At 66.1% G+C, this 23,929-nt stretch carries 20 protein-coding genes, 3 tRNA genes and 1 pseudogene; 4 read left to right on the top strand and 20 right to left on the bottom strand.

Annotation, left to right across the window (positions count from 1 at the left end; genetic code table 11):
• Nucleotides 1–8 precede the first annotated feature (8 nt).
• Nucleotides 9–530, top strand: coding sequence for a M23 family metallopeptidase (locus tag J2T21_RS13125; RefSeq protein ID WP_307581774.1), 522 nt, complete (start codon nt 9–11; stop codon nt 528–530).
• Nucleotides 531–543: 13 nt separating this feature from the next.
• Here the strand turns inward: J2T21_RS13125 and J2T21_RS13120 are convergent, their stop codons facing one another.
• From J2T21_RS13120 to dusB, 13 genes are all read right to left on the bottom strand, one after another.
• Nucleotides 544–1,734, bottom strand: a complete 1,191-nt coding sequence (locus J2T21_RS13120) for a glycosyltransferase (RefSeq protein ID WP_307581773.1) — start codon at nt 1,732–1,734, stop codon at nt 544–546.
• 285 nt (nt 1,735–2,019) lie between these two features.
• Nucleotides 2,020–2,093 (bottom strand) — tRNA-Ile (locus tag J2T21_RS13115).
• 126 nt (nt 2,094–2,219) lie between these two features.
• Nucleotides 2,220–3,407, bottom strand: a complete 1,188-nt coding sequence (locus tag J2T21_RS13110; RefSeq protein ID WP_307581772.1) for a glycosyltransferase — start codon at nt 3,405–3,407, stop codon at nt 2,220–2,222.
• 92 nt (nt 3,408–3,499) lie between these two features.
• Nucleotides 3,500–4,411: a DMT family transporter gene (locus J2T21_RS13105; protein WP_307581771.1), complete on the bottom strand. Its 912-nt coding sequence runs from the start codon at nt 4,409–4,411 to the stop codon at nt 3,500–3,502.
• A complete protein-coding gene (locus J2T21_RS13100; RefSeq protein ID WP_307581770.1) occupies nt 4,399–5,019 on the bottom strand; it encodes a CDP-alcohol phosphatidyltransferase family protein in 621 nt (206 codons plus the stop codon). The genes J2T21_RS13105 and J2T21_RS13100 overlap by 13 nt, the downstream gene beginning before the upstream one ends.
• A 123-nt stretch (nt 5,020–5,142) precedes the next feature.
• Nucleotides 5,143–5,955 (bottom strand): phage holin family protein, encoded by an 813-nt coding sequence (locus J2T21_RS13095; protein WP_307581769.1) that lies wholly within the window; start codon nt 5,953–5,955, stop codon nt 5,143–5,145.
• A gap of 225 nt (nt 5,956–6,180) precedes the next feature.
• Nucleotides 6,181–6,253, bottom strand: a tRNA-Asn gene (locus J2T21_RS13090).
• A 97-nt stretch (nt 6,254–6,350) separates the two neighbouring features.
• The gene (locus tag J2T21_RS13085) at nt 6,351–8,033 is read right to left on the bottom strand and encodes an ABC-F family ATP-binding cassette domain-containing protein (RefSeq protein WP_307581768.1); all 1,683 of its coding nucleotides are present in this window, start codon (nt 8,031–8,033) and stop codon (nt 6,351–6,353) included.
• A gap of 65 nt (nt 8,034–8,098) precedes the next feature.
• Nucleotides 8,099–9,523, bottom strand: coding sequence for a lipase maturation factor family protein (locus J2T21_RS13080; protein WP_307581767.1), 1,425 nt, complete (start codon nt 9,521–9,523; stop codon nt 8,099–8,101).
• A 105-nt stretch (nt 9,524–9,628) separates the two neighbouring features.
• Nucleotides 9,629–9,704: transfer RNA gene (locus J2T21_RS13075), tRNA-Asn, on the bottom strand.
• Between the two features lie 66 nt (nt 9,705–9,770).
• A complete protein-coding gene (dnaG, locus tag J2T21_RS13070) occupies nt 9,771–11,648 on the bottom strand; it encodes a DNA primase (RefSeq protein WP_307581766.1) in 1,878 nt (625 codons plus the stop codon).
• 74 nt (nt 11,649–11,722) lie between these two features.
• The gene (locus J2T21_RS13065; RefSeq protein WP_307581765.1) at nt 11,723–13,006 is read right to left on the bottom strand and encodes a deoxyguanosinetriphosphate triphosphohydrolase; all 1,284 of its coding nucleotides are present in this window, start codon (nt 13,004–13,006) and stop codon (nt 11,723–11,725) included.
• A gap of 8 nt (nt 13,007–13,014) precedes the next feature.
• On the bottom strand, nt 13,015–14,211 hold the full coding sequence (gene dusB / locus J2T21_RS13060; RefSeq protein WP_307581764.1) for a tRNA dihydrouridine synthase DusB: 1,197 nt from the start codon (nt 14,209–14,211) through the stop codon (nt 13,015–13,017).
• A 284-nt stretch (nt 14,212–14,495) separates the two neighbouring features.
• Here dusB and J2T21_RS13055 point away from each other — a divergent pair, with 284 nt between their 5' ends.
• From J2T21_RS13055 to J2T21_RS13045, 3 genes are all read left to right on the top strand, one after another.
• Nucleotides 14,496–14,744: a type II toxin-antitoxin system Phd/YefM family antitoxin gene (locus tag J2T21_RS13055; RefSeq protein ID WP_307581763.1), complete on the top strand. Its 249-nt coding sequence runs from the start codon at nt 14,496–14,498 to the stop codon at nt 14,742–14,744.
• Complete coding sequence (locus J2T21_RS13050) at nt 14,741–15,007, top strand: Txe/YoeB family addiction module toxin (RefSeq protein WP_307581762.1); 267 nt, start codon at nt 14,741–14,743, stop codon at nt 15,005–15,007. Before J2T21_RS13055 ends, J2T21_RS13050 begins: the two co-directional genes overlap by 4 nt.
• Before the next feature lie 186 nt (nt 15,008–15,193).
• A complete protein-coding gene (locus J2T21_RS13045) occupies nt 15,194–16,213 on the top strand; it encodes an LLM class flavin-dependent oxidoreductase (RefSeq protein ID WP_307581761.1) in 1,020 nt (339 codons plus the stop codon).
• 78 nt (nt 16,214–16,291) lie between these two features.
• On the opposite strand, the gene J2T21_RS13040 is transcribed toward J2T21_RS13045, so the two are convergent.
• From J2T21_RS13040 to J2T21_RS13010, 7 genes and pseudogenes are all read right to left on the bottom strand, one after another.
• Nucleotides 16,292–17,536 (bottom strand): hypothetical protein, encoded by a 1,245-nt coding sequence (locus tag J2T21_RS13040; protein WP_307581760.1) that lies wholly within the window; start codon nt 17,534–17,536, stop codon nt 16,292–16,294.
• Nucleotides 17,537–17,660: 124 nt separating this feature from the next.
• Nucleotides 17,661–18,095 (bottom strand): GntR family transcriptional regulator, encoded by a 435-nt coding sequence (locus tag J2T21_RS13035; RefSeq protein ID WP_307581759.1) that lies wholly within the window; start codon nt 18,093–18,095, stop codon nt 17,661–17,663.
• A 727-nt stretch (nt 18,096–18,822) separates the two neighbouring features.
• Nucleotides 18,823–19,740, bottom strand: coding sequence for a GNAT family N-acetyltransferase (locus tag J2T21_RS13030; protein ID WP_307581758.1), 918 nt, complete (start codon nt 19,738–19,740; stop codon nt 18,823–18,825).
• Nucleotides 19,741–19,744: 4 nt separating this feature from the next.
• Complete coding sequence (locus J2T21_RS13025; protein WP_071215602.1) at nt 19,745–21,130, bottom strand: glycine--tRNA ligase; 1,386 nt, start codon at nt 21,128–21,130, stop codon at nt 19,745–19,747.
• A 613-nt stretch (nt 21,131–21,743) separates the two neighbouring features.
• Nucleotides 21,744–22,553: pseudogene (locus J2T21_RS13020) on the bottom strand (DNA/RNA non-specific endonuclease).
• A gap of 293 nt (nt 22,554–22,846) precedes the next feature.
• On the bottom strand, nt 22,847–23,038 hold the full coding sequence (locus J2T21_RS13015; protein WP_307581757.1) for a hypothetical protein: 192 nt from the start codon (nt 23,036–23,038) through the stop codon (nt 22,847–22,849).
• Between the two features lie 270 nt (nt 23,039–23,308).
• The gene (locus J2T21_RS13010; RefSeq protein ID WP_307581756.1) at nt 23,309–23,926 is read right to left on the bottom strand and encodes a hypothetical protein; all 618 of its coding nucleotides are present in this window, start codon (nt 23,924–23,926) and stop codon (nt 23,309–23,311) included.
• Nucleotides 23,927–23,929 lie beyond the last annotated feature (3 nt).

Raw genomic sequence — 23,929 nt, 5'->3', positions numbered from 1 at the left:
TCGTGGACATGAAAACCGTTTCCGCCTTCGCCGGCCTCGTGGTTGGCGCGGCCGTGCTGCTGGCCCCGGCCGGGGCCTCCCCGCTGTCCCCCGTCCGTGCAAACCCGGCGCCGGCAGCGGCCGGTTCCTGGAACTGGCCGCTGCCGCCGGTGCCCGAGGTGCTCCGGCCCTTCGACCCGCCGGCCGAGCGCTGGCTCGGCGGACACCGCGGGGTCGACCTCGCCGGGTCCCCCGGGGACACCGTCAGTGCCCCGGCCGCGGGAATCGTTTCCTTCGTGGGGCGCATCGTGGACCGGCCGGTCATCGTCATCGACCACGGCGCGGGCCTGCTCACCAGCTTCGAACCGGTGCGCAGCACCCTGGGGGTCGGTGCGATCGTCGGGATCGGCGACGAGATCGGGATGATCGCCACCGGCGCCCACTGCGATGCCCGCTGCCTGCACTGGGGCCTGCGGCTGGACGGGCAGTACATCGACCCGCTGCTCACGATCCGTGACACCCGTCCCTCGATCCTGCTGCCGCTGGGGTAGGTGCTTCGGCGGGCTAGGCGCCCGGGCGGGACTCGGCGGCAAAGCCCGCGATGGCCTCTTCGTAGACCGTGGCCATGAGCCGGGTTTGCCGGCTTTGCAGGAAGGACTCCGGGTCGAAGGATCCCGTCTGCGGTCCGCTGCCGTCCCGCACCTGGGAAACGCATTGGCCCAGGGCCCTGGCCAGTGCCTCGATCGAGTCGTCTTCCGTGAGCCAGTAGACGCCTGGGGGCAGGTCCTCGGCGATGGCCCGGTCGCTGAGCAGCGACGGGGTGCCCAGCGCGGCAGCCTCGTAGACCGTCATGCCCTGGGTCTCGAATCCCTGGGAGGTCTGCACCAGGACATCGGCCCGGCGCAGTTCGGCGAGCATTTGCCTGTAGGGAACCTTTCCGCGGATCAGCACGGTTGGCTTGTCCATGGCATTGGCCTTGGCTTCGGCCTTGGCCCGGTCCGCGCCGTCCCCGAAGACGTGGACCTCGGCGTCGAGATTGGCCAGGGCCACCGCGTCCAGGAAGGGAAGCAGGCGTTTTTCGGCGCTGAACCGGCCCACCCACACCAGGCGCGGGCGCGGATTGCGGGCCGCCGCGGGCTGGGCCAGGAGTTCGGCGGCGATCCCATCGTCCATGCCGTTTGGCACCACGTCCACGGCGCCAAAGACGCCCTCGTGTTCCAGCAGCCGGGCGAAGTGGCCCGAGGGAGCCGTCACGCGCCGTGCGTGGTCGGTGAAGCGTGCCAGATATGTCCACGCCGTGGCCGCCACGCCCCGGCCGGTGCGCAGGAAGGCCTTCTGGGCCAGGCCGAAGCCGCGTTGGACGAGCCCCGGGAACGGCATGGTGGCCGCGATCCCGACGTCGAGGCGGTTGTGCATGGTGTGGACCACCGGCAGGTTCTGTTCCTTGGCGAAGCGGTAGCCGATGATGGCCTGCCAGAAATCGGCCTGGATGTGGACCACGTCCACCGGGCCGCGGCCGGAGATCGCCCGTGCCAGGGCCTTGTCGCTGCGTTTCCCGGGGATGCACAGCGAGTACTCCCCCGGACCCAAAGGAATCGAGGGCAACTCGATGACCGCCGGGTCGGATGGGTGCTTGCCGCGATACCGCGGGGAGACGATGGTGACCCGGTGTCCGGCCAGTTCAAGGAAGCGTCGCTGCAGCCTCACGGAGGTTTGCATGCCCCCGAGGGTGTCGGGGTGTTGGTCGACGAACATGACGCAATGCATGGACCGGTCTCGTCCTTTCGGCGGTGATGCTTGGAACTAACGTGTTGCGGGCGCGGCCTGGGCGAAATCGCTGCCTCGGGATCGATTCCCCCAGGCCTTTCGAGCCTAACGGAGTCCGCAGCCGCCGCCGCGGAAGGCCGCAGGGTGCGCCCCGGCCCGCCCGATTGCCCGTGGTGGTTGGTTTCAGCGGGAATCCCGCCAAATGACCCAAAAGTACGAAAAACGGCCTAGCCGGAATCCCTGTCTGCAGGGTCTGACTAGGCCGTCCATGTGTAGGGCGGGTGGGGCTTGAACCCACGACAAAAGGATTATGAGTCCTCTGCTCTGACCAACTGAGCTACCGCCCCAATACCGGGTGGACCAGCAATCATTCCGCCAAGGACGGCGATCACTGAAACATCCCCAGCCATCCTAATGGATTCCGTCGGGGGTTTTCATCTTCCTCATCCAAAAACCCTTGGCCAGCGCGAAGATCAGGGCAGGAAGTCCTCGGCGCTCGCGCCCCGATAGATCGCCTCGAAGGTGTCCATGGTCTTGCTGTGGCTGTGCAGGGCGGCCTTGGCATGGCCCGCCTTGCCCATCACGGCCAGGCCCTCGGGGGCCATGGCCAGGATCGCATCCAGCTTGCTGGCCAAGTCTGCGCGGTCCCCCGGTTCGAACAGGTAGCCGTTGACGCCGTCATCGACCAGGTGGGGCAGGGCCATCGCGTTGGCCAACACCACGGGCTTGGAAGCGGAGAGCGCCTCCAACGTCACCAGCGATTGCAGTTCCGCGGTGCCCGGCTGGCAGAACACGTCGCAGCGCAGGTAGGCGCTGCGCAGTTCCTCGTCATCGACGTGCCCCAGGAAGTGCACGCGGTTGGCCACGCCTTTTTCGCGTGCCAGCTTTTCCAGCGGGCCCCGCTGCTCGCCGCCGCCAATGACCTCCAGGTGCGCGTCCGGGACGTGCTTCATCAGGGTCAGGGCGTCAATGAGTTCGTTGACGTTCTTCTCCACCGCCAGCCGGCCCACGAACAGGATCGTGGGATACGGGTTGAGGTCGATCGCTTCGGCGGATCCGAGCTCGTAATTGCTGGATTCGATGCCATTGGACAGCGGGAGGACCTTGCCCAGGCGTGCGTACTGGGTCATGGCCCGGGCGGCCAGCGGGGTCGGCGTGGTGACGACATGTGCCTTCCCCATGATCTTGCCCATGTCGCGCCAGGAGTTGCGTGCGACGATCCGCTTGAACCACTTGGGGAACGGCAGGAACGGGTCCAGGTTTTCCGGCATGAAGTGGTTGGTGGCGACGGTCCGGATGCCCTGCTTGCCCGCGTAGGCCAAGGCTCCCTGGCCGATCATGTAGTGGCATTGGGCGTGGACGACGTCCGGCTTGATCTCGTTGATCAGCGCCTTGATCTCCGGGTTGACCTCCCAGGGGAAGCAAATGCGGAAGTACTCGTGCGTCGGCACACCATGCGAGCGCAGCCGGTGGACGGTCGCCTCGGGCAGGACCTCGGTGACCGTCGGCCCCTTGTCCGGGCGGGTGGCCATGACGTGCACCTCGTGCCCACGCTCGGTCATCGCCGTGGCCAGGCGATAGCAAAAGACCGCGGCGCCGTTCACGTCCGGATGGTAGGTATCGGCCGCAATCAGGATCTTCAATGGTTTCTCGCCCGTCACGGGGTGTGTTCACTCCTTGACATGACCACTACTCGAGGCCACGGTTGTCGTTTCATTGTCTTGGTTGGGCTGTCGCAGGAATTCGATGCCGGCTACTTGCCATCGGTGATCCTGGTTCGTCGCTTGGCTTCTGCCTTGCGTTCAAGCACGTCAGGATGGTGCCGGGACAAGGCGATCACCCCCACGATAGCAATGCATCCGGCGCCGACCATGCTCAACGCCACGGCGGGTTGGACATTGGGATCGAGTTCACCAAAGATCGCAATCCCGATGGAGATGCCCACGATCGGATCGATCACGGTCAAACCGGCAATCACCAGGTCGGGCGGTCCCTTGGAATACGCGTTCTGCACGAAATAGGAGCCCAGCAGTCCCGCGACGATCACGGCCAGGATCGAGTACCAGGAAACATTCGCGATGAAGCGGCCGTTGGGATCTAGCAGAGCCACCGAAATGGTCCTGACCAGGACCGCCACGAATCCAAAGAGGACCCCGGCCCCGAGGATGTAGAAGAACGCGCTGAGCCGGTGCGGGAACAGCAGCACGGCACCGCCGAAGATTGCCACGGCAATGGCCAGGATCATGATTGTCAGCAGCTCCTGGCCGCTGGTGATCTGGTGTTCCTTGGCGCTGACCTCAATGGCCAGGAACACAAATGCCGCGCTGCCCACCATGCAGGCGGTGATCGCCAGGATCGTGGGTCGGTTCATCTTGATGTGGTGTTCCCTGGCGTTGACCACCGTGGTGATCACCAACGCAATGGCGCCAATGGGTTGGACCACCGTCAGGGGTGCACTGGCCAGGGCATACACGTTCAGGCTCATGCCCAGCCCCAGCAGGATCAACCCGAACACCCAGCGGGGCGTCCGGAAAAGCCGCAGCAGTCCCAAACCCGTGACGTTCAACCCGCCGGCGCTCGCACGCACCGCGCTGGATTGCCGTTGGGTGCCGAAGGCCAGAAAGAACGCCCCGGCGATCGCGGCGGTGACCGCTAGCCAGACCATTCAGTTCCCGAGTTCAGTGCCTTGGCTTTGCGGTGGGCCAGTATGAAGTAGTGGACCGCCGCGATGACATGCAGGACGCAGGCCAGGGCCAGGCTCCACGTTGCAATGTCCCCCAGGATGGTCCCCTTGCCCCAATCGGTGTTTCCCATGAGCAGCAACGGGGTCCCGACCAACAACAATGCGGTACGGATCTTTCCCAGGTTGCTCACCGGGAGGTTGGGGCTGCCGCGGAAGAGCACCCATGTGTTGACGATCAGGACGATATCGGGAATCACGATCGAGAACACCAGCCAGGCCGGGGCGATGCCGGTGGCGACGAAGGTCGTGGCGATGACGATCAAGGCCAGCCTGTCGGCGACCGGATCCAGCCACTTGCCAACGGTTGATATCTGGTCCAGGCGGCGGGCCGCAAAGCCGTCGATCCAGTCCGAGGAACCCAGGATCACCAGGGTGAGCGTCGCCCAGCCGTAGTGCATGTCCAGGGTCTGCCAGACAAACAGCGGAACCAGCAGGAACCTGACAACGGTGATCAGGTTCGGGACCGTCCAGAAGGTGGTGAGCAAGCGATATTCGAAATTATCGCGTGTCCCCGCTCCAATGATGCGCATGCTCGCCTCCTTCGTGGGTCTGCGTGATCCTTGGACAGGTTTTCCGGTTGTTGGGGTGCCCCGGCCCTCCTGCTCCTGTCCACCGGGGTGGGGGTGAAGCGGAAGCGGTGGGCGGGGCGTTGGCTACTTGCGCAGCAGCTTGCGCAGGAAGACGGCGAACATCGCCAACGAGCCGGCCATGATGGCCAACGGGCGCCAGCGTTCACGCAGGGCTTCCTTGGCGTTCTCACCTTCGAGGCCGCTGAGCGAAGCGAGCTTTTCCGTGGCCCGCTCCATGCCTTCGGTGACCTTTTCCGATGCGGTGTCCGCGAGGTGGCGGGCCCGGCCGGCGGCCTTGCTCACGGCATCCCCGGCAGCTTGTCCGGCGTCGGAGATCTTCTCGCCCAGGTGCAGGGGCACTTCCAGTTTCTGCCCCAGCCCGTCGCGGTGCAAGGCAATTTCCTCGCGGCGCTCGCGGGTGCGGATGATCAATTCGTTGTGGGTCGGCTTCGGGGCCTTGGGCTCGTTTTCCCCGGCCTGCTCGGCATCATGCTCGTCCTTCTTCTTCGAAGGCCGTGGCTCGTCAAGCGTCGAGACGTCGAAGGCGCTGCCTTCCTTCACCACGCCCAGATCATGCCGGAATCCGCGGATTGCTTCGTCCGGCAGCAACGGCATGGCCTTCTTGACCTTCAGGAATGCGAACAAGCCCAGGACAACGGCGAGGACCAGGAATCCGGCGGCCACCAGCAGCGCGGCAAGCCACGGCGAGATGACGGTGCCGATGCCCATGACCAGCGCGACGACCAGTGCGATCGCCATGAGCCCGAGCAAGGCGAGGGCCAGGATTCCGGCGCCTGCGGCAATGCCGACGTTGATGCCCTTTGACTTCAGGACGTTGGCGGCGATGCGGGCTTCGTCGGCCAGTTGGTTCGGGATCAGGCGGCTCAGTCCGCTCACTTGTCCCTTTAAAGTTGTTGGCGCTGACTGGTACTGGCTTCCAGTCGATTCCGATCCAGACATGCTGTCTCCATTTCATGCGGCCCCGGCCCGGTCCGCTCAACCCAAAACTACCACCCGGACGTGCTTAAACGACTCAACCCGAAGGGGTACTCCCAGGGTATGAGATTGCCCGGACACAAGAAATCCCCGCCCTCCCAAGGAGAGCGGGGATTCCACATTGCGCTCCCCCGAATGGACTTGAACCAGTAACCTTCCGATTAACAGTCGGACGCTCTGCCAATTGAGCTACGGGGGAATGAAGCGAGTTATACGTTACCAGAGCCCCAAATGGAACCCAAATCCGGGTCCGGATTTTCCGGCCGTGTCCTTGGCCACAGCCGGGAAAGCGGCTCCTACCGGTCCCGCTGCACGCGGGTCTCGTCCCAAACGGGCTCCGTGGATTCGTAGACCTTCCCGTTGGAACCGAACACCAGGAATCGGTCGAACGACCTGGCGAACCAGCGGTCGTGGGTCACCGCCAGGACGGTTCCCTCGAATGATTCGATGGCCCGTTCCAGCGCCTCCCCGGAGTGCAGGTCGAGGTTGTCGGTCGGTTCGTCGAGCAGCAGCAGCGTCGCGCCGGAAAGTTGCAGCAGCAGGATCTGGAAACGCGCCTGCTGGCCGCCGGAGAGCGAATCGTACTTCTGCTCGGCCTGGCCGGCCAGGCCGTAGCCGTCCAGCGCGCCCGAGGCCGCTTCCCGGGCCATGCCCGAGCGGTGTTCGTCGCCGCGGTGCAGGATGTCCAGCAGGGACCGGCCCATGAGGTCCGGGCGGCTGTGGGTCTGGGCGAAGAACCCGGGGCGGATCCGTGCGCCGAGCTTCACGGTTCCGTTGTGCGGGACCTCGGCGATCTCGAAGTCGGCCACCGGCAGGTGCTCGCGTTCGGGATCCGTGCCGCCGGAGGCCAACAGGCGCAGGAAGTGGGACTTTCCCGAACCGTTCGAGCCCAGGATCGCCACGCGGTCCCCGAACCAGATCTCGTTGCTGAAGGGCTTCATCAGCCCGGTGAGCTCCAATTTTTCGGCGACGATGGCCCGCTTGGCGGTGCGCCCGCCCTTGAGCCTCATGTTGACGTTTTGTTCCAGCGGGATGGCCTGGGGCGGACCGGCTTCGAGGAACTTGGCCAGGCGCGTTTGGGCCGCGTGGTAGCGGTTGGCCATGTCGGAGCGGAACGCCGCCTTGTTCTTGTACATGTTCACCAGCTCCTTGAGCTTGGCGTGTTCCTCGTCCCAGCGCTTGCGCAGCTCCTCGAAGCGTTCGTTGCGTTCCCGGCGCGCATCGACGTAGGAGCCGAAGGCGCCGCCGTGGATCCACGCGGTGGCACCCGAGTGGCCCGGTTCCAAGGTGACGATGCGGTTGGCGGCGTTGTTGAGCAATTCGCGGTCGTGGCTGATGAACAGCACGGTCTTGGGCGATTCGTTCAGTGTTGCCTCGAGCCACCGCTTGCCCGGGACATCGAGGTAGTTGTCCGGCTCGTCGAGCAGCAACAGCTCGTCGGGGCCCTCGAAGAGCGCTTCGAGCACGAGGCGCTTTTGCTCGCCGCCCGAGAGCGTGGAGGCCAGGCGGTGGGATGCGCGGTCGAAGGGAACCCCGAGGGCGGCCATGCAGACCTTGTCCCACGCAGTTTCCAGCTCGTAGCCGCCGGCATCTCCCCAGTCGATGATGGCCTGCGCGTAGCGCATCTGGACCTTCTCGTCATCGGATTCCATCATCAGCAGCTCGGTCTCGTCGATGGCCTTGGCCGCCGCCGCAAGGTCCGCCGAGGCGGTGGAGACCAGCAGGTCGCGCACCGTGGACTCGTCGCGGACCTGGCCCACGAACTGGCGCATGATGCCCATGCCGCCGGAGCGGGAGACCACGCCCTCATCGGATTTCAGGTCGCCGGCGATGATCTTGAACAGCGTCGTCTTCCCTGCGCCGTTGGGGCCGATCAATGCGGTCTTGCTGCCGCTGGTCACCTTGAAGGTGACGCCGCCGAGCAACTGGGTGCCGTCGGAAAGGAAATAATGGATGTCGGATACGTCGATATGAGCCACCGTCCCATCCTACTGACACCCGGCCCGGTGGACCCGCAGCTATCCGCCAGCTACCGGAGGTCCGGTCATTGCCGTTCAATCGGACCGATCGCCACCCGGCGCCGGTCACGCACCCACAGGTCACCGGTGCTCCGGTGCTGGGCCGCGGTGGCAAAACGGTAGCGGTACGTCAGCACCCGGATGAAGCGCGGTTTCCTTCCGGAGAACGGGTCGTGCCGCAGCAGCGCCAGGGTCTTGGCATCGGCCTCCAGCAGCCGGGCCAGCAGCGTGTAGAACCAGCGCTGGTGGATCGAGCCCAGCGGCAGGAACCACATCATCCAGTCAAGGCGCAGGTGGTAGGGCGCGAACTGGCGCGGCCGCCTGGCCAGATCGCCGGGCTTGCCCTTGAACCCGTATTCCAGCCAGGTCGCCGCGGTGGTCGCTTCGTCCTCGGTGCCCTCGATCACGACCTCGATCCGTTCCCGGGTGACCGTGCCAAAGGCACCGTAGGCGTTGCCCAGCTGCCACTTGTTGAACGCGGCATTCATGAGCTGGGCCGGGGTGGCGAGGTTGCGCAGTGCCGGGATGGAGAGCACCACCAGCAACAGCGTGCCGGCCAGCACCAGCACGGTCCACCAGATCGGGGCCCCGGCGCGCACCCCGGTTTCCGGCGGCAGCCACGGAAGAATCCTCCGCACCAGCGGATCGCTGATCCGGCAGGTGGCCAGCACGATGGTGAGCCAGTTCAGCCAGGCGAAGTTGCCGGTGAGCACCAGCCACAACTGCGTGGCGATGACGACCCCGGCGGCGACGGAGGCAACCGGCTGGGGCGCAAAGAGCAGGAACGGGACCAGCAGCTGGGCGCCGTGGTTGCCCGCCGCCTCGATGCGGTGCCACCATTCCGGGGCCAGGTGGGCCCGGCGGCTCAACGGACCGGGCATCGGCTGGGTCTGGTGGTGGTAGTACATGGCCGTGAGGTTTCGCCAGGCCGGGTCCCGGCGCCACTTGATCATTCCGGCACCGAATTCCAGCCGGAACACCAGCCAGGCAACCAGCAGCAGGATGGTCAGCGGTGGCGGGACCTGCCGGGAACCGAGCAGGCCCACGGTGAACCCGGCCTCGAGCAGCAGCATTTCCCAGCCGAATCCGTAGAAGACCTGCCCCACGTTCACGATCGACATGTACAGGCCCCACAGGGCCAGGAAGGCGGCCAGCGGCAGCCACGGGGGCCCGGCCTGGGGAAGCCCGGCCACCAGCACCGCGGAGATTCCGATCCCGGCGGCGCACACGGCCACCAGTTTCCGGTCCGAGTAACCGATCCGGCTGAACAGCGTAGGCCGCCGGGCACCGGGTCCGGCAAGCAGCCTGGGCACCGGAAGCAATCCGTGCTCGCCGGCCAGTGCCGGGAACTGGTTCAGCGTGGAAACGAAGGCAATGAGGTAGATCAGCGCGACCCCGCGTTGCAGGATTTCGCGGGCCATGCCGTAGTCGTACGCCGCCAGCCATTCCATGGCACCAGCGTAGATTCACGCGGCGGTCCCGGCCATGCCTGAAACGGCCAGAAAACGGTGTTAAACCAGGAAATCCCGGACCAATTGGTCCGGGATTTCCTTCTCTGGCTCCCCCGAATGGACTTGAACCAGTAACCTTCCGATTAACAGTCGGATGCTCTGCCAATTGAGCTACGGAGGAATGCAACGAGGAATACTCTACACAAGGTTTCAGGAAAACAAAAATCGTTCCCGAGCCCGTTGGCGACTACTCCTGGCGCAGTGCCCGGCGCCGCAATTCCAGCTCCAAAAGCTCGCGGTTGATGCGCTGGAATCCCTCCGGATCGCCTTCCGGATCCATGCGCTGGAGCTCGCCCATCTTCTCCGCCTTCAGGTGCGTGATCTGCAGCTCGAAGAGGCGGTTGATGATGTCGTTGCAATAGCGCAGCAGGGCATCGGTGGTGCTCGCCGGCAACGGGGTGACGGCCAGCTCGGAGACGAACGAGCGCAGCGGTTCGGGAACTTCCTGACGGATCGCCTCGACCCACTGCGAGGGGGTGGCCCCGGCCAGCCCGGCGGCACGCACGGCGTCGTGGACAGCGGCATGGGCAGGGGCCATGAACCGGGCGTCGTAGAACGCCTGCCACTGCTCGGGGGTCAGCTGCGCCGGCTGCTGCAGCACCACTTCCAGGGCCTCGCGTTCCATCCGGGACACGGGATCGCGCGGGTCCGGGCGGGAGTAGACGGGCGCGGCGGGTTGCTCCTGCGCCGCATGGCCCGCGTTCCCGTGGAGGGGCTCGGCGTTCTTGGGCATCCGGTTGCGCCGCACCGAGGCGCCCACGGCGCGGTTCACGTCCTCCATGTCCATGCCCAGCCAGCCGGCCAGTTCGCGGGCGTAGGCCGGGCGGATGGCCGAGTCGCGGATCCCGGCGACGATTGGGGCACTGACGCGCAGCGCCTGCACGCGGCCCTCGACGGTGTTGAGGTTGAAGTTCTTCAACCCGGCCTTGATGGCGAACTCGAACAGCGGTCGCTTGGAGTCGATGAGCTCGCGCACGGCCTCCGGGCCGCGGGTCTGGCGCAGGTCGCACGGGTCCGCACCGGTCGGCTCGACCGCGACGTAGGTCTGCGCGATGAACTTCTGGTCTTCCTCGAAGGCGCGCAGCGCGGCCTTCTGGCCGGCGGCGTCGCCGTCGAAGGTGAAGACCACTTCGCCGCCGGATCCGTCGTCGCGCAGCAGCCGGCGGGCGATCTTGATGTGGTCGGTGCCGAAGGCGGTGCCGCAGGTGGCCACGGCGGTGCCGATGCCCGAGAGATGGCAGGCCATGACGTCGGTGTAGCCCTCGACGACGACCAGCTGGCGGGTCTTGGTGATCTCGCGCTTGGCCAGGTCGACCCCGTAGAGGACCTGTGACTTCTTGTAGAGCTGGGTCTCGGGGGTGTTCAGGTACTTGGGGCCCTGGTCGTCCTCGTAGAGCTTGCGCGCCCCGAAGCCGATGGTGGCCCCGGTGAGGTCGCGGATGGGCCAGATGAGCCGGCCGCGGAACCTGTCGTAGATCCCGCGGTTGCCCTCGGAGAAGATGCCGGTGAGCTTGAGTTCCTCGTCCTGGAAGCCGCGGCCGCGCAGGTGCTTGAGCAATGCGTCCCAGCCCTGGGGTGCATAGCCGACGCCGAAGTGCGCTGCGGCCTCTGCATCGAAGTCGCGCTCGGAGAGGAACTTCTGGCCGGCGGCCGCACCGGGGGTGGTGAGCTGTTCGCGGAAGAACTCCTCGGAGATCTTGTGGGCGTCGAGCAGGCGCTGGCGGCGGCCGGTCTCCTCGCGGCGCGGGCCGGTGCCCCCGTCCTCGTAGTGCAGCTCGATGCCGACGCGGGCGGCCAGCTGCTCGACGGTCTCGGAGAAGGTGCCGTGGTTGATCTTCTGCAGGAAGGCGATCACGTCGCCCGATTCCCCGCAGCCGAAGCAGTGGAAGGAGCCGACCTGCGGGCGCACGTGGAAGGACGGGGAACGCTCGTCGTGGAAAGGGCACAGGCCCTTCCAGGAACCGACACCGGCGGATTTCAGCGTCACGTATCCGTCGATGACTTCCTTGATGTCCGTGCGGTTGCGGACTTCGTCGATATCTTCACGCTTAATCAGGCCTGCCATGCCCTCCAGTCTAGTGACCATTCACCGGTGGCAGGTGCCGCCGGGTCCCGGGCTGTGGATCGGGCGGGGCGGACCTAGAAGAGCCGCTCGGAAAAGCTCTTGCCCAGCACCAGGGTGGCGTGCCATTCGATGGCAGAGGCGTCGGTGAGCGAGGCCACCTGGTCGATGACGGTGCGCAACCGGTCGGCGTCGTCGGCGGCGTCGCGCCAGTCGGCGGCGAAGAGCGGTTCCAGGTACCTGTCCCCGGTCTCGTTGAGCAGTGTCACCAGTTCCATGAGGGTCTCGCGTTGCCGTGCGTAGATGGGCTTGCGCTCGTCGCTGGTCATCACGTACGCGGTAGCCAGGCCCTTCATGGCGGCGATCTCGTGCTCGGTGGATTCGGGGACGATCAGCGCCGCGTTGAAGCGGGTCAGTTCCCCGTGGCCGAACTGTTCGCGGGTCGCATCGATGGCGGACTGGCAGAAGCGGCCGATGAACTGGCTGGTCATGTCCTTCAGCGCGGCCATGGAGCGGCGCGAGCCGTCGGTGTGCGGAACCCATTCCGCGGTGGCCTCCAGGCGCTTGAACGCCGCGTCGATCACGGCGTCCTCGACGTGCGGCAGGTACCACTGGCGGGTGAAGGTGATGACGCGGGCACGCTGGTCCGGGTCCTTGATCCAGCGCAGCTGGAAGCGCCCGGCGTTGATCGCGTCCTCGACGTCGTGCACCGAGTAGGAGATGTCGTCGGCCAGGTCCATGACCTGGGCCTCGATGCAGGTCTGGCGGGCCTCGGCGCCCGAGCCGAAGCGCAGCCAGTCGAAGACCGGGGCGTCGTCGGCGTAGACGCCGAACTTGGAAGTCTTCTTCCCGTTCTTTTCCGGGGCGTCGGCGCGCAGCCAGGGGTACTTGCACGCGGCATCCAGCGAGGCGCGGGTGAGGTTCAGCCCGGCCGAGGCGCCGTTGTGCCGGAAGGTCTTGGTTTCGATGCGGGTCAGCAGGCGCAGGGTCTGGGCGTTGCCCTCGAACCCGCCGATGTCGCGGGCCAACTCGTTCAGGGCGGTCTCGCCGTTGTGCCCGAAGGGCGGGTGGCCCAGGTCGTGGGACAGGCAAGCGGTGTCCACCACATCGGGGTCGCAGCCCAGGGTGGCACCCAGCTCGCGGCCCACCTGGGCGACCTCCAGGGAGTGGGTCAGCCGGGTGCGCACGAAGTCGTCGGACGAGGGTGCCACGACCTGGGTCTTGGCGCCCAGGCGGCGCAACGCCGAGGAGTGCAACACCCGGGCACGGTCGCGTTCGAACGCGGTGCGGTAGGCCTTCTTGGGCGGTTCGGGGGCCCAGCGTTCGGCATCCGCTTCGGTGTATCCGGGAATCTGCAACATGGGGCTCCTTAGCCGCCGGAAATGTCTAGTTCGGCCGCGGCGATCATGGCCTTGTGGCTCTCGTTCATTTCACGGGTCGAAAGCCAGCCGTCGGGCAGGTGCGTCTTCTTCGGGGATCCGGCGCGCCCGCGCTGGCCCTCGGCATCCTTGCCCGGGTACGGCATGTCCAGGTCGAGCTGCGCCAGCAGGTCGCGCAAGACTTCCAGGGTGGGGACCTGGGCCAGGGCGGAACGGATGTCCCCGCCGACCGGATAGCCCTTGAAGTACCAGGCCATGTGCTTGCGGATATCACGCAGGCCCTTGAATTCGTCCTCGAAGTACTCGGTGAGCAGTTCCGCGTGGCGGTAGACGGTCTCGGCGACCTTTGCCAGGCCAGGCGTGTAGCGCTTGTCGGTCCCCTCGAAGGCCGCCTGCAGGTCCCCGAAAAGCCAGGGTCGGCCCATGCAGCCGCGCCCCACGACGATGCCGTCGACGCCGGTCTGCTGGACCATGGCCACGGCGTCCTCGGCGCTCCAGATGTCCCCGTTGCCCAGCACCGGCATGTCCGGCAGGGCTTCGCGCAGGCGTGCGATCGAATCCCAGTCGGCCTTGCCGGAGTAGTACTGGCTGGCGGTGCGCCCGTGCAGCGCGACGGCCGCGACGCCGTGGTCGCGGGCGATCTTGCCCGATTCGATGTAGGTGAGGTGGTCCTCGTTGATGCCCTTGCGCATCTTGATGGTCAGGGGCACCTCCCCGCGGGCGGCCTCGGTGGTGGCGGCCTTGATGATGGCGGTGAACAGGTCGGTCTTCCACGGAAGCGCCGCTCCCCCGCCCTTGCGGGTGACCTTGGGGACCGGGCAGCCGAAGTTCAGGTCGATGTGGTCGGCGCGGTCTTCCTCGACGATCAGGCGCACGGCGGCGCCGACGGTCTTGGGATCCACGCCGTAGAGCTGGACCGAGCGCAGTTCCTCGTCCGGATCGTGGGAGATGATGCGCATCGACTCGGTGTTGCGTTCCACCAATGCCCGGGAGGTGACCATCTCGGTGACATACACCCCGCCGCCGTATTCGCGGCAGAGCCGGCGGAAGGCCTTGTTGGTGATGCCTGCCATGGGGGCAAGGATCACCGGGGTGTCAATGGTGTGCTTGCCCAGTTTCAGCGGGGGCAGCTCAAGCTTCGCCGGGGTGGGCGCGGCGTTTTCGGTTACATCGGCAATTGCAGTCACTAACCCATTCTCTCAAATAGATGCAAATCCGTGTCACCGCGGGGCAGCCTTGTGGATCACACCGTCGGCAACGCGCCACCTGGCCGGCCTGGACCCGGCATCCGGAATTTTCACGGGCAGTGGATGAGCGGCAACATGTACAGCGTGCATAGGGCCCTCACTCCGCCGTCAACCCTCGTCAGTTCTGCATCGCCATGTCATTGGCGTCGGCTCCACCACGGCTTCCCCACAAAGGGTCCCAAACCCAAAGTGGTACCATATCCAGTACAAGTAGGAGGATTTTCATGGCAATTACGACAAGCGAAGCGCGGCGCGACCTATTTGGCCTCATCGAGCGCGTCAACCTCGATCAAACCGAAATTGAGATCACATCAAAGCGTGGATCTGCGGTGCTGATGTCCAAGGATGAATATGACGCCCTCGTGGAAACCAGCTATTTGCTGCGCTCCCCCAAGAACGCGCATCGCCTTCTTTCGGCGCTTGAGTCCGCGCGTGAAGGGCGCATCGTCGAACATGGGCTCATAGAGCCTTGAGCGGCCGCGTCCTGGCTTGGGCGCCAGAAGGCTGGGAAGACTACCTGTACTGGCAAACCCAGGATCGCAAAACCCTCAAGCGGATCAACACCCTCATCGAAGACATTTTCCGAGATGATCCTTTCGACGGAATTGGAAAACCGGAGCCACTGAAGCATGCGTTGGCCGGTGTTTGGTCCAGGCGAATCGACGAGGCCAACCGCTTGGTTTACCTTGTCAACGACCACTACGTGACGATCGTGCAGGCTCGCTATCACTATTGATGCCGTGGCGGACTGAACCGTCCACTCGCCCATTTTGCAAGACGGGCCAAAGCTTGGGCTGGGCGCATCCGTTGCCCCCGCCATGCCCCCAACGCGCGCGAGCGGCCGTTGCCTTGCGTCCGGGAACAAATTACGTTTTGCCGCGGCTGTACCCAAGGTACATAAGCTTGCAGGAAAAGGTGACGTGTGAAAAAGATCGGGTTCCTGACTTTCGGCCACTCGGGTGGGTCCAGCAATTCACCGGTGCCCACCGGATCCGACGCCGTGCGGCAGATGATGGACCTGGCGGTCGCGGCCGAGGAGTCCGGGTTCGACGGAGCCTGGATGCGGGTGCACCACTTCGGCAACTCGCTCTCCACGCCGTTCCCGTTGCTGGCCGCCATGGCGGCAAAGACCACCACGCTCGAGGTCGGCACCGGGGTGATCGACATGCGCTATGAAAACCCGCTCTACATGGCCGAAATGGCCGGGGCCGTGGATGCGATCAGCAACGGCCGGTTGCAGCTGGGCGTCAGCCGCGGCTCGCCCGAACCCGCCCGCGACGGGCAGCACCAGTTCGGCTACCACCTGGAACCGGGCAACAGCTGGGCCAACGCGACCCGCGAGCGCACGGCCCTGTTCCGCAAGGCCATCACCGGGGCGGGCATCGCCCACCCGGAACCCGGCGGACACCACCACCACGAGCAAGACGAGCTGCTGCCGATCAACCCGATCTCCCCAGGCCTGGAAAACAGGATCTGGTGGGGAGCGGCGACCATCGGTTCCGGTTTGTGGACCGGCGAAGTCGGCATGAACCTGCTCTCCTCCACGCTGCTTCTGGAAGACGACGGGCGGCCCTTCCACGTGCTGCAGGCCGACCAACTGCGCCGGTACAAGGCTGCATACGCCGCCAGCGGGCGCACCACCGGCGGGAAGACCGCGGTGACCCGCAGCGCCTTCCCGATCACCACCGACAAGGATGATATCTACTTCGGGCGCCGCGAACGCGGGGACTCTGTGGGGATCCTGGACGGCTCGGTGGCCCTCTCGGGACCCACCTATTCGGGCTCCCCCGAGGAGGTCGCGGCGCAGTTCATGGCCGACGAGGCGATCGGCGAGGCCGACTACGTGCTCTTCGCCCTGCCGAACCAGCTCGGCGTGGACTACAACGCGCACGTGATGACGGAAATCGCGAACATCGCCCGGAAAATCGGCTGGAAGAACTAGCTTTCCCTCATGCCGTTGGCCTCCTGTCCCCCGTTCTTGGGTGCTCGGGACACCAACGGCATTGCTGTTCCCGGGCTCCTACCGGAAATCCTGGCCCGAGCCCTGCCGCTCCTCGTCCAGGGCGACCGCCACGGCAAGCTTTCGAGCCGCGACCAACTCAATGGCAGCGGCAAGGGCCAGCACCAGCATCAGGATTGCCAGGCCAGTGAACAGCAACCCGGCGACATAGCTGTAGACGCCACTGAGCATCGTGTCGTGGTAGAAGAATTCGGCGTTCTCCCCGGCCACGCGCACGTCGCCGGCGACGGTGAGCATCGCGCCGCCGGTGTGGATGGCCACCGGGGCCAGTGCCGCGAGCATGCCCGCACCGGCAACACCCGCCACGAACTTTGCTTTCAGCGTCCGGGCCAGGTCATCGACCCCGAGCAGGCCCGGATCCACGGGCCGCGGGGCCCGGGCCAGCGAGCGCAGCAACAGCACGGCAAGCACCAGCGCAAGCAGCGCCGCGGTGATCATCGGAACGCCGAAGAACCAGCCGTGGATATCCACCGATTGGGTTCCGGGGGTCAGCGGCAGCGCATAGCCGACCGCAGGGTCATCCGCGGCCGTGTTGCGCACGACGACAAGCCGGGTAAAGCGGCCGTAGGCGTCCCTGCTCGAGGCAAGGCCCGTGGCCACCAGCCATCCACACAGCAACAAGGCGGCGACCGCGGGAATCACCAGGGCCCAGCGCGGTCCGAAGCTCAGGAATCCCCTGGGCTTCAGCTGCGCCGAAAGCACCGCGGCACCAGACTCCGCGGGGTTTTTCCGCCGGGCAACCAACAGGGCCAGCAAACCCAGGGCCACCGCCACCGCAACCAAGGGCACCAGAAGTCCCGGCAAGAGCGGCCACGCGTCGTTGGCCTGCGGCGGTGCCAAGGGCGACTCCCCCAGGGCCTGGTAGCACCTGTCCACGTCTTCCTGGGTGGCCCCCGGGCTCGACTCCGGCAGCAGCTGGCAGGCCATGAATCCCTGGAAGTGCGTGTCTGCTTCCGCGTCGTACGGCGCATTCGCCGCCTGGACCACCGCACGGGCCCACCCTTCCATGGCCACGCGGAGCACCAGGTAGACGGCCACGCCGGCCGCCAGCGACCAGCCTGCGGCGGCACCCCATCCGGCCAGCAGCGTTGCCGCGGCACGCCGGGAAGGCGGATCGAGCAACGAGGTTTCGATCCTCAGTTTCCCGCGGGTGCGCGGCACCGCCCGGACCAGGACCCAGACAAGGGCCACCAGCAATATTGTTACCGCGACCAGTAAAAGAACCGTCGTCGTTGAGAGTTCCATCGTTCATCCCACCTTGTGCCGGGACCCGCCGGGTCCAACATCCGCAGACCTCGACGCTGTGTCGATGCCCCCGCCACCTGGCGTGCGGACGCCGGCAGGTGGTGGCGGAGATGATGCGCGATTCTCAGGTGCCCGTGCGGTCCCACCCCACGGCAAGCAATCCCTGGGCCTGTTCGAGGTTCAGGCCCGCGGCCTTGGCAGCACGGGCAAAGTCCTGCGCCTCGATAAGTGCCGGTTCGGCCAGGCCCCTGCCCGGGTTGACCCGGGTTCCGGCGGCCCGGCCGGTGCGGACCAACCCGGCGGCTTCCAGTTCCCTGTAGGCCTTGGCCACCGTGCCTGCGGCCAGGCGCAGGTCCCCGGCGAGTTGGCGCACGGTGGGCAGCTTGGCGTTGGCCTGCAGCACACCGCCGTGGATCAGTGCGGCGAGTTGGCTGCGGACCTGTTCGGCGGGACCCGACGGGTGCGCCGGGTCCACGATGATCGATCCGGCGCCCAGGGCTTCCGGTGTCGAGTGTGCTGGTGGACGGGAAGAACCGCCGGACGCCGTTGATTCGTTCACGATTCCCCCTTCCCCAACTTGTACCAGTGCAACAATACAAGCACCATTGAGATCTTGTGTCAACAGTCTGATACAAGATCGCAGATTGACGCCGCACTACTCTGGCAGCTCCCCCGATGGCGGAACAGGGCCGGGAGTATCCCGTTTGGCCACACTCTTTTGCCTCGTTTTCCGCATTTCCGGGCCGGATATCCCGGCCATTGGCGGGGCCACTTTCCCCTGACATGGATCGGGCTGGGTCCAGCCCCATGAGCTTCCGGATCTGGCGTCTCCGGTCGGTGAGCCCGGGATCGAAAACCTGGGCCAGCTGGTGTTTGCTCGATTCGCCGCGCGTACTGAGATCAGCCGCGGTCCGCTAATTGCCGCCACAGTTCTCCCAAGCATCACGAAGAGAGATGCCATGGAATCTAAAGAATCTAAACGAGAAAAAGGATCCGATCCTGATGCACCATTTCTTGCAGCGGCGGTGATACTTTCGGGTGGGGAAATGACTACCCGTACCCGATCACCTTTGATCAAAAGCCGGGCGACAGCCATACCAATGGGACTTGCTGCGCATTCCACCCTGCCGGCCACATGGATGGGGGCGCACTTGGGCCACCGACCACGCGGACCTTTCCGACGCCACGTTCACGTGCTCGCAGGCACCACCATCAAACAACGATGGCGCCGGTCCACTCCCCCGCACGGGGAAACGGACCGACGCCATCGGCGTTGCAGGCAGGACCTACGCGGTCGCCACGATGTGCGTGGTGGCGGTGACCGTTGCGTGCTTGGCCGCGACCAGCACGTCGATCAGCGAGGAGAGCACGACCATCGAGCCGTCGACCTCCAGCTTCACCGGGTACTGGTGCGCCAGCATGGCCAGCATCCCGCGGATCGGCTCGGCCGATTCGTCCTGGCCGAGTTCCGGGTTCCAGCCCAGCAGCACATCGGCGGGCGCATCGGCGCGCGCCGGGGTGTAGCTGATGGCAAAGGACAGGATCTTCCCGCCTTGGGCCTTGGGCTTGTCGCGGAACACGATCACTCCCTGGGCACCGGTGGCGTCATCGAGCAGCATTTTCTGCGCGCTGCCCAGGGTCATGTTCGCCGGATCCCACGCGTGGATCGAGTTGTAGAACTCGATGACCAGGCGGGTCAGCTCGACGCTGCCGGTTCCGATGTCCTCCAGGGTCAGCCCGTCGTCGTCGAAGTGCGGCAGCGCCAGGCCGCCGGGCTCGACAACCACGTCGCGGGCGACCTGGATCTGCTTCATGCCCAGTGACGCGCAGAACCCCGCGGCCGCTGCTGCATCGGTTCCCGCGGTCACGGTGTAGCGGGCCTTCAGCTCGGTGCTTTGCCCGGCCGGGACCAACGCCCGAAGGCGCGCCACCAGCTCGGTGCCCACACCGGTGCGGCGGTGCTCCCGCGCAACTTCCACATACAGCCACAGCCGCTGCGGATGCAGCGTCGAGGCGAACACCACGCCGGCCGCCACGGCGATGCCCTGGTCGGTGGCCACCAGCGCGCGGCTGAAGGGCGCATCCGAATCCTTGCGGAACATCGTGCGGTCCTGGTGGGCGTGCGGGGAGGCCGGGTCGCCGAAGATCTCCAGCAACGCCAAATCGTCCCCGTCCGCCCAGGGCCGGTACTCGAGTGTCGACATGTCCCTAGGCTCCGTTGAGGCGCTCGGACAGGTAGGTGCGCACCTTGTCCAGTGCCACGCGTTCCTGGGTCATGGTGTCGCGGTCGCGGATGGTCACGGCCTGGTCCTCGAGGGTGTCGAAGTCCACGGTGATGCAGAACGGCGTGCCGATCTCGTCCTGGCGGCGGTAGCGGCGGCCGATGGCGCCGGCATCGTCGAAGTCGATGTTCCAGGACTTCCGCAGCTCGGCGGCCAGTGCCTTGGCCTTCGGGGACAGGTCCTCGTTGCGCGAGAGCGGCAGCACCGCGGCCTTGACCGGGGCCAGTCGCGGGTCGAGCTTGAGCACGGTGCGCTTGTCCACCCCGCCCTTGGCGTTCGGGGCCTCGTCCTCGACGTAGGCGTCGACCAGGAAGGCCATCATCGAACGGGTAAGGCCGAAGGAAGGCTCAATCACGTACGGGGTGAAACGCTCGCCGGTGGCCTGGTTGAAGTAGGACAGCTCGGTGCCCGAGGCCTTGGAGTGGCTGGACAGGTCGTAGTCGGTGCGGTTGGCGACGCCCATGAGCTCACCCCACTCCGAACCCTGGAAGCCGAAGCGGTACTCGAAGTCGATGGTGGCCTCGGAGTAGTGGGCACGCTCGCCGTCCGGGACGTCGAAGCGGCGCAGGTTTTCCTCGTTGATGCCCAGATCCAGGAACCAGGCCCAGCAGTCCTCGACCCACTTGTCGAAGAAGGCCGGGGCATCCTCGGGTGCGGTGAAGAACTCGATTTCCATCTGCTCGAACTCGCGGGTGCGGAAGATGAAGTTGCCCGGCGTGATCTCGTTGCGGAAGGCCTTGCCGATCTGGCCGATGCCGAACGGCGGCTTCTTGCGGGACGCGGTGAGCACGTTGTTGAAGTTCACGAAGATGCCCTGGGCGGTTTCCGGGCGCATGTAGGCCATGCCGGCGGCCGTGTCGACCGGGCCCAGGAAGGTCTTCATCAGCCCGGAGAACATCTGCGGTTCGGTGAACTGGCCCTTGGTGCCGCAGTCGGGGCAGGCGATTTCGCTCATGCCGTCGACCGGCTTGCGCTTCTTCTTGGCCTCAAAGGCCTCGAGGAGGTGGTCCGCGCGGTGGCGCTTGTGGCAGGAGGTGCACTCGACCAGCGGGTCGGTGAATGTCTCAACGTGGCCGGAGGCCTCCCAGACGGCCTTGGGCAGGATGATGGAGGAATCCAGTCCCACCATGTCCTCGCGTCCGCGGACAAAGGTCTGCCACCATTCGCGCTTGATGTTTTCCTTGAGCTCGGTGCCCAGGGGTCCGTAGTCCCATGCCGAGCGGGAGCCACCGTAGATTTCACCGGCCTGGAAGACGAAGCCGCGCCGTTTGGCGAGGGAGATGACTTGATCGAGCTTGGACTGAGGCGCCATAACAACTCCAATGGTTCACGAGGCCGCTGGTTGCGGTCCGTTGGGCGAAAACATACTCGCCAAGCCTAACGCGTTTGCCAGGTGAAGTCCGAGTTTCCGCCCCGGCCCCGGGGCATGATGCGCGGCACCCTGCATCCACGCCGCACCGGCGGCGTCCGAACCTCCCGATTGCTGCCTCGAGCAGGAGGTTTGTGCTTTGCCGGGCCCGTTTGGATTGTCACCGGCGACGGGGAGGCCGCCGGGTTCGGAGATCGATGATGTCATCGACGGTGCGGCCAATCCCAGTGACATCATCCTGGTCCAATTCATCGGCCTGGTGGCCGCCACGGTTTCCGGAGGCATCCGCGCTTCGCCGGGTCAAGGGCACATCGACCCCGCATGGCTTGGCCGTGCCCCCGGCGGTCATGAAGCTGCCGCCGGGGCCTTGACGGCCGTTCTGGGTCTGATGCTCTTGCGCGGCGGCTTCATCCCCGGCCTGACCGCGATGGACAATTCACCGCAGATCCTGGCGTGGGCCGTGATTTTCGGGGCCTCGCAACAACTGTTCACCGGTTTGGTGGACCGGCAGGCGCGAGAGGCCTTGGACACTGTCGGGGGCAAGCCACAGCGCCCCTCAACAGCCGACCTCCGACTGGATACCCGGACCCGCGACCCATGCTGCCACGAAGCCGCTGACGGCACGGCCGTGGTCCAGGCGGGCCTGCCAGCGGAAGCCGGCGGCCGTTTCCTGGGGCTTCCTCTCCCCAGGGGCCCGGGTGGCCGGGATGCCCGCGGTGTGCAGGGCGCCGGGGAAGTGATTCCGCGTGCGTGCCTCGAGTTCGGCCAGGGTGGCCTGGTAGACCAGGAACTCGTTCAGGTCCGGGAGCTCCCGAAGCTGGACGAGGTCCTGGGTGGGCAGGAAGACGCGTGCCTTCGGGGTGCCGCGATCGGTGAAGGCCACGAGCGTCCAGTATTCACGGCGCAGCGCGGTGCCGCGGTGGATGCGGTCATCCCCGTGGAAGACAGGCCCGCCGAAGACGCTGACGCGCAGGCCATTGACGTCGATGTCCTCGTGGAGTGCAACCTCGAGTCGTCCACAGAGCCCGTCCCGGCTGCTTTGGTTGAAGTCGTCCATTTGCGGGGTGGTGTTGGTGTAGCGGAACGAGTCCCAGTTGGCCTGGTTCGCCTCGGGCAGCCGGCCCCAGAGCAAATTGGCACGGCGGGCGATGTGTCAGCGGTCCAGGCGGTTGCCGGCGTAGAGCTCGTTGCCCGTCTGTGCGGCCTCGGGAAGCCGGGGATCCTTGGTGAAATTCATGCCCGAGCGGCTGAGCTTCTTGATGCTGCCGCCGTCGATGTTCCACGCGACCCAGCGGGCGAACCGCCGTGTCCTGCTGAGGTCGGGCGAGAAATGGTTAGAGGGGACTGTGTCGGCCCCCTCCCGCAGGACCGTGTCCTCGACGATGGCGGCATCACCAGGGGCGCAGTTTCCGACCGGCCAGGGAGTGGATCTTGGTGGACAGCTTGCCGCGGGACTTGCCTACCGGGTGGTCAGGAGGCCTTTGGCGAAGATACTTGTCATTCGCCAGGTCGCCCTGTGCGGCGCAGGAAGTTGGTGCCTTGCCGGCGGGCACGGTGCACCGTGGAGTCCACCGAATCCTCCCAGTCGATCAGGCCGGGCTGCTGGGCATGGTGGCTCCAGCCGTCATGCCCGCGGAGAATCGCGTACGTCAGGAGCATTCACAGGCGGGGATCGAAGCTCTGTCCCCGATCAATGTTGCGTCGGGTTTCACGCAGCGCCCGCGCCGTTTCGGGGTCCTTCCCCTGTAGGTCACGTGCACGCTTGTCCAGGCTCCGGGTGAGCCCTAATATTGCGGACAACAGGCAGATCAGGACGATCCCTGCGATGATCACGATGGATAGCATGTCCATGCCTAAATCATAGGCTTGTTTGCACCTTTCAGGTGGTTCAGAGCGGGAAAAACCGGCTAAATGCAATGCCGCTCCGCGCACCATCCTGCACTGCAGGCGCGCCCGGATGCTGCCCGGCTCCTCCCTGGGCATTCCGGCGACAGCCGTTGATCCGCCACGGGGGAACACCGCCCAGACCGTTCCACCGCAGCATGCCCTCCGGGCGCCGATCGCCGTCAGCCGGCAACACACCGGGCATGGCCAATCCGCAAGGAATCCCCAGCAGCCCTTTCATCGCTCGGGCATGCCCCTGCCGGTGCGTGGCTCCGAGGAAATGACACTCAGGTCGTACTCCACGTCTGGACTGGTCCAGATCTCCACCAGTGTGGAAGTGCCGTCCTCGGTCCCCCCACCGCCCTCGGCGGCACGGCAAGGCTCCAAATCGTAGCGGGCAACCACGACGCCGTAGAGGTTCAGCGACCGGATGGTCAACGGCGCCTCGCTCCGGCAGCCGGCCAGGATCCACAGCAGCGCGCCGGATCGTTGGGCCGGCAGCACGATCCTGGCTTCGCCCTTGCCGTGGAAGTGCATCAGGACCTTTTCGCTGCCGGGCAGTGCACCGGGCAACGGGCTCTTGCCTTGGGCAATGAGCTCGGCATGGGTCGGGCGCCTGGTGCCCACGCCGGGTTCGTTCGGGGAAGGGGCCACGGGGAAGACCTGGGTTTCGGGAATGAAGGACGGCCCGGTAACCGGTGGACCGGGCTCGTCAGGGGGCGGGGGCTCTACGTTGAGCGGGGTGCACCCGGTGGCCAGGCACACCAAGCACAGCCGGGCCGCCAGGGCAAGGAAGGGATGCGGTCCGGGGCGGGAACGCCGCGCCGGGCCGGACTCGTGGGTGTGATCCTTCATGTC

The sequence above is a fragment of the Paeniglutamicibacter psychrophenolicus genome (genome assembly GCF_030812255.1).
In the GTDB taxonomy this organism is placed as follows: Bacteria; Actinomycetota; Actinomycetes; order Actinomycetales; family Micrococcaceae; genus Paeniglutamicibacter; species Paeniglutamicibacter psychrophenolicus_A.
The sequence above is the reverse complement of the archived record's forward strand: the minus strand, read 5'-3'. Positions and strand labels throughout refer to the sequence as shown.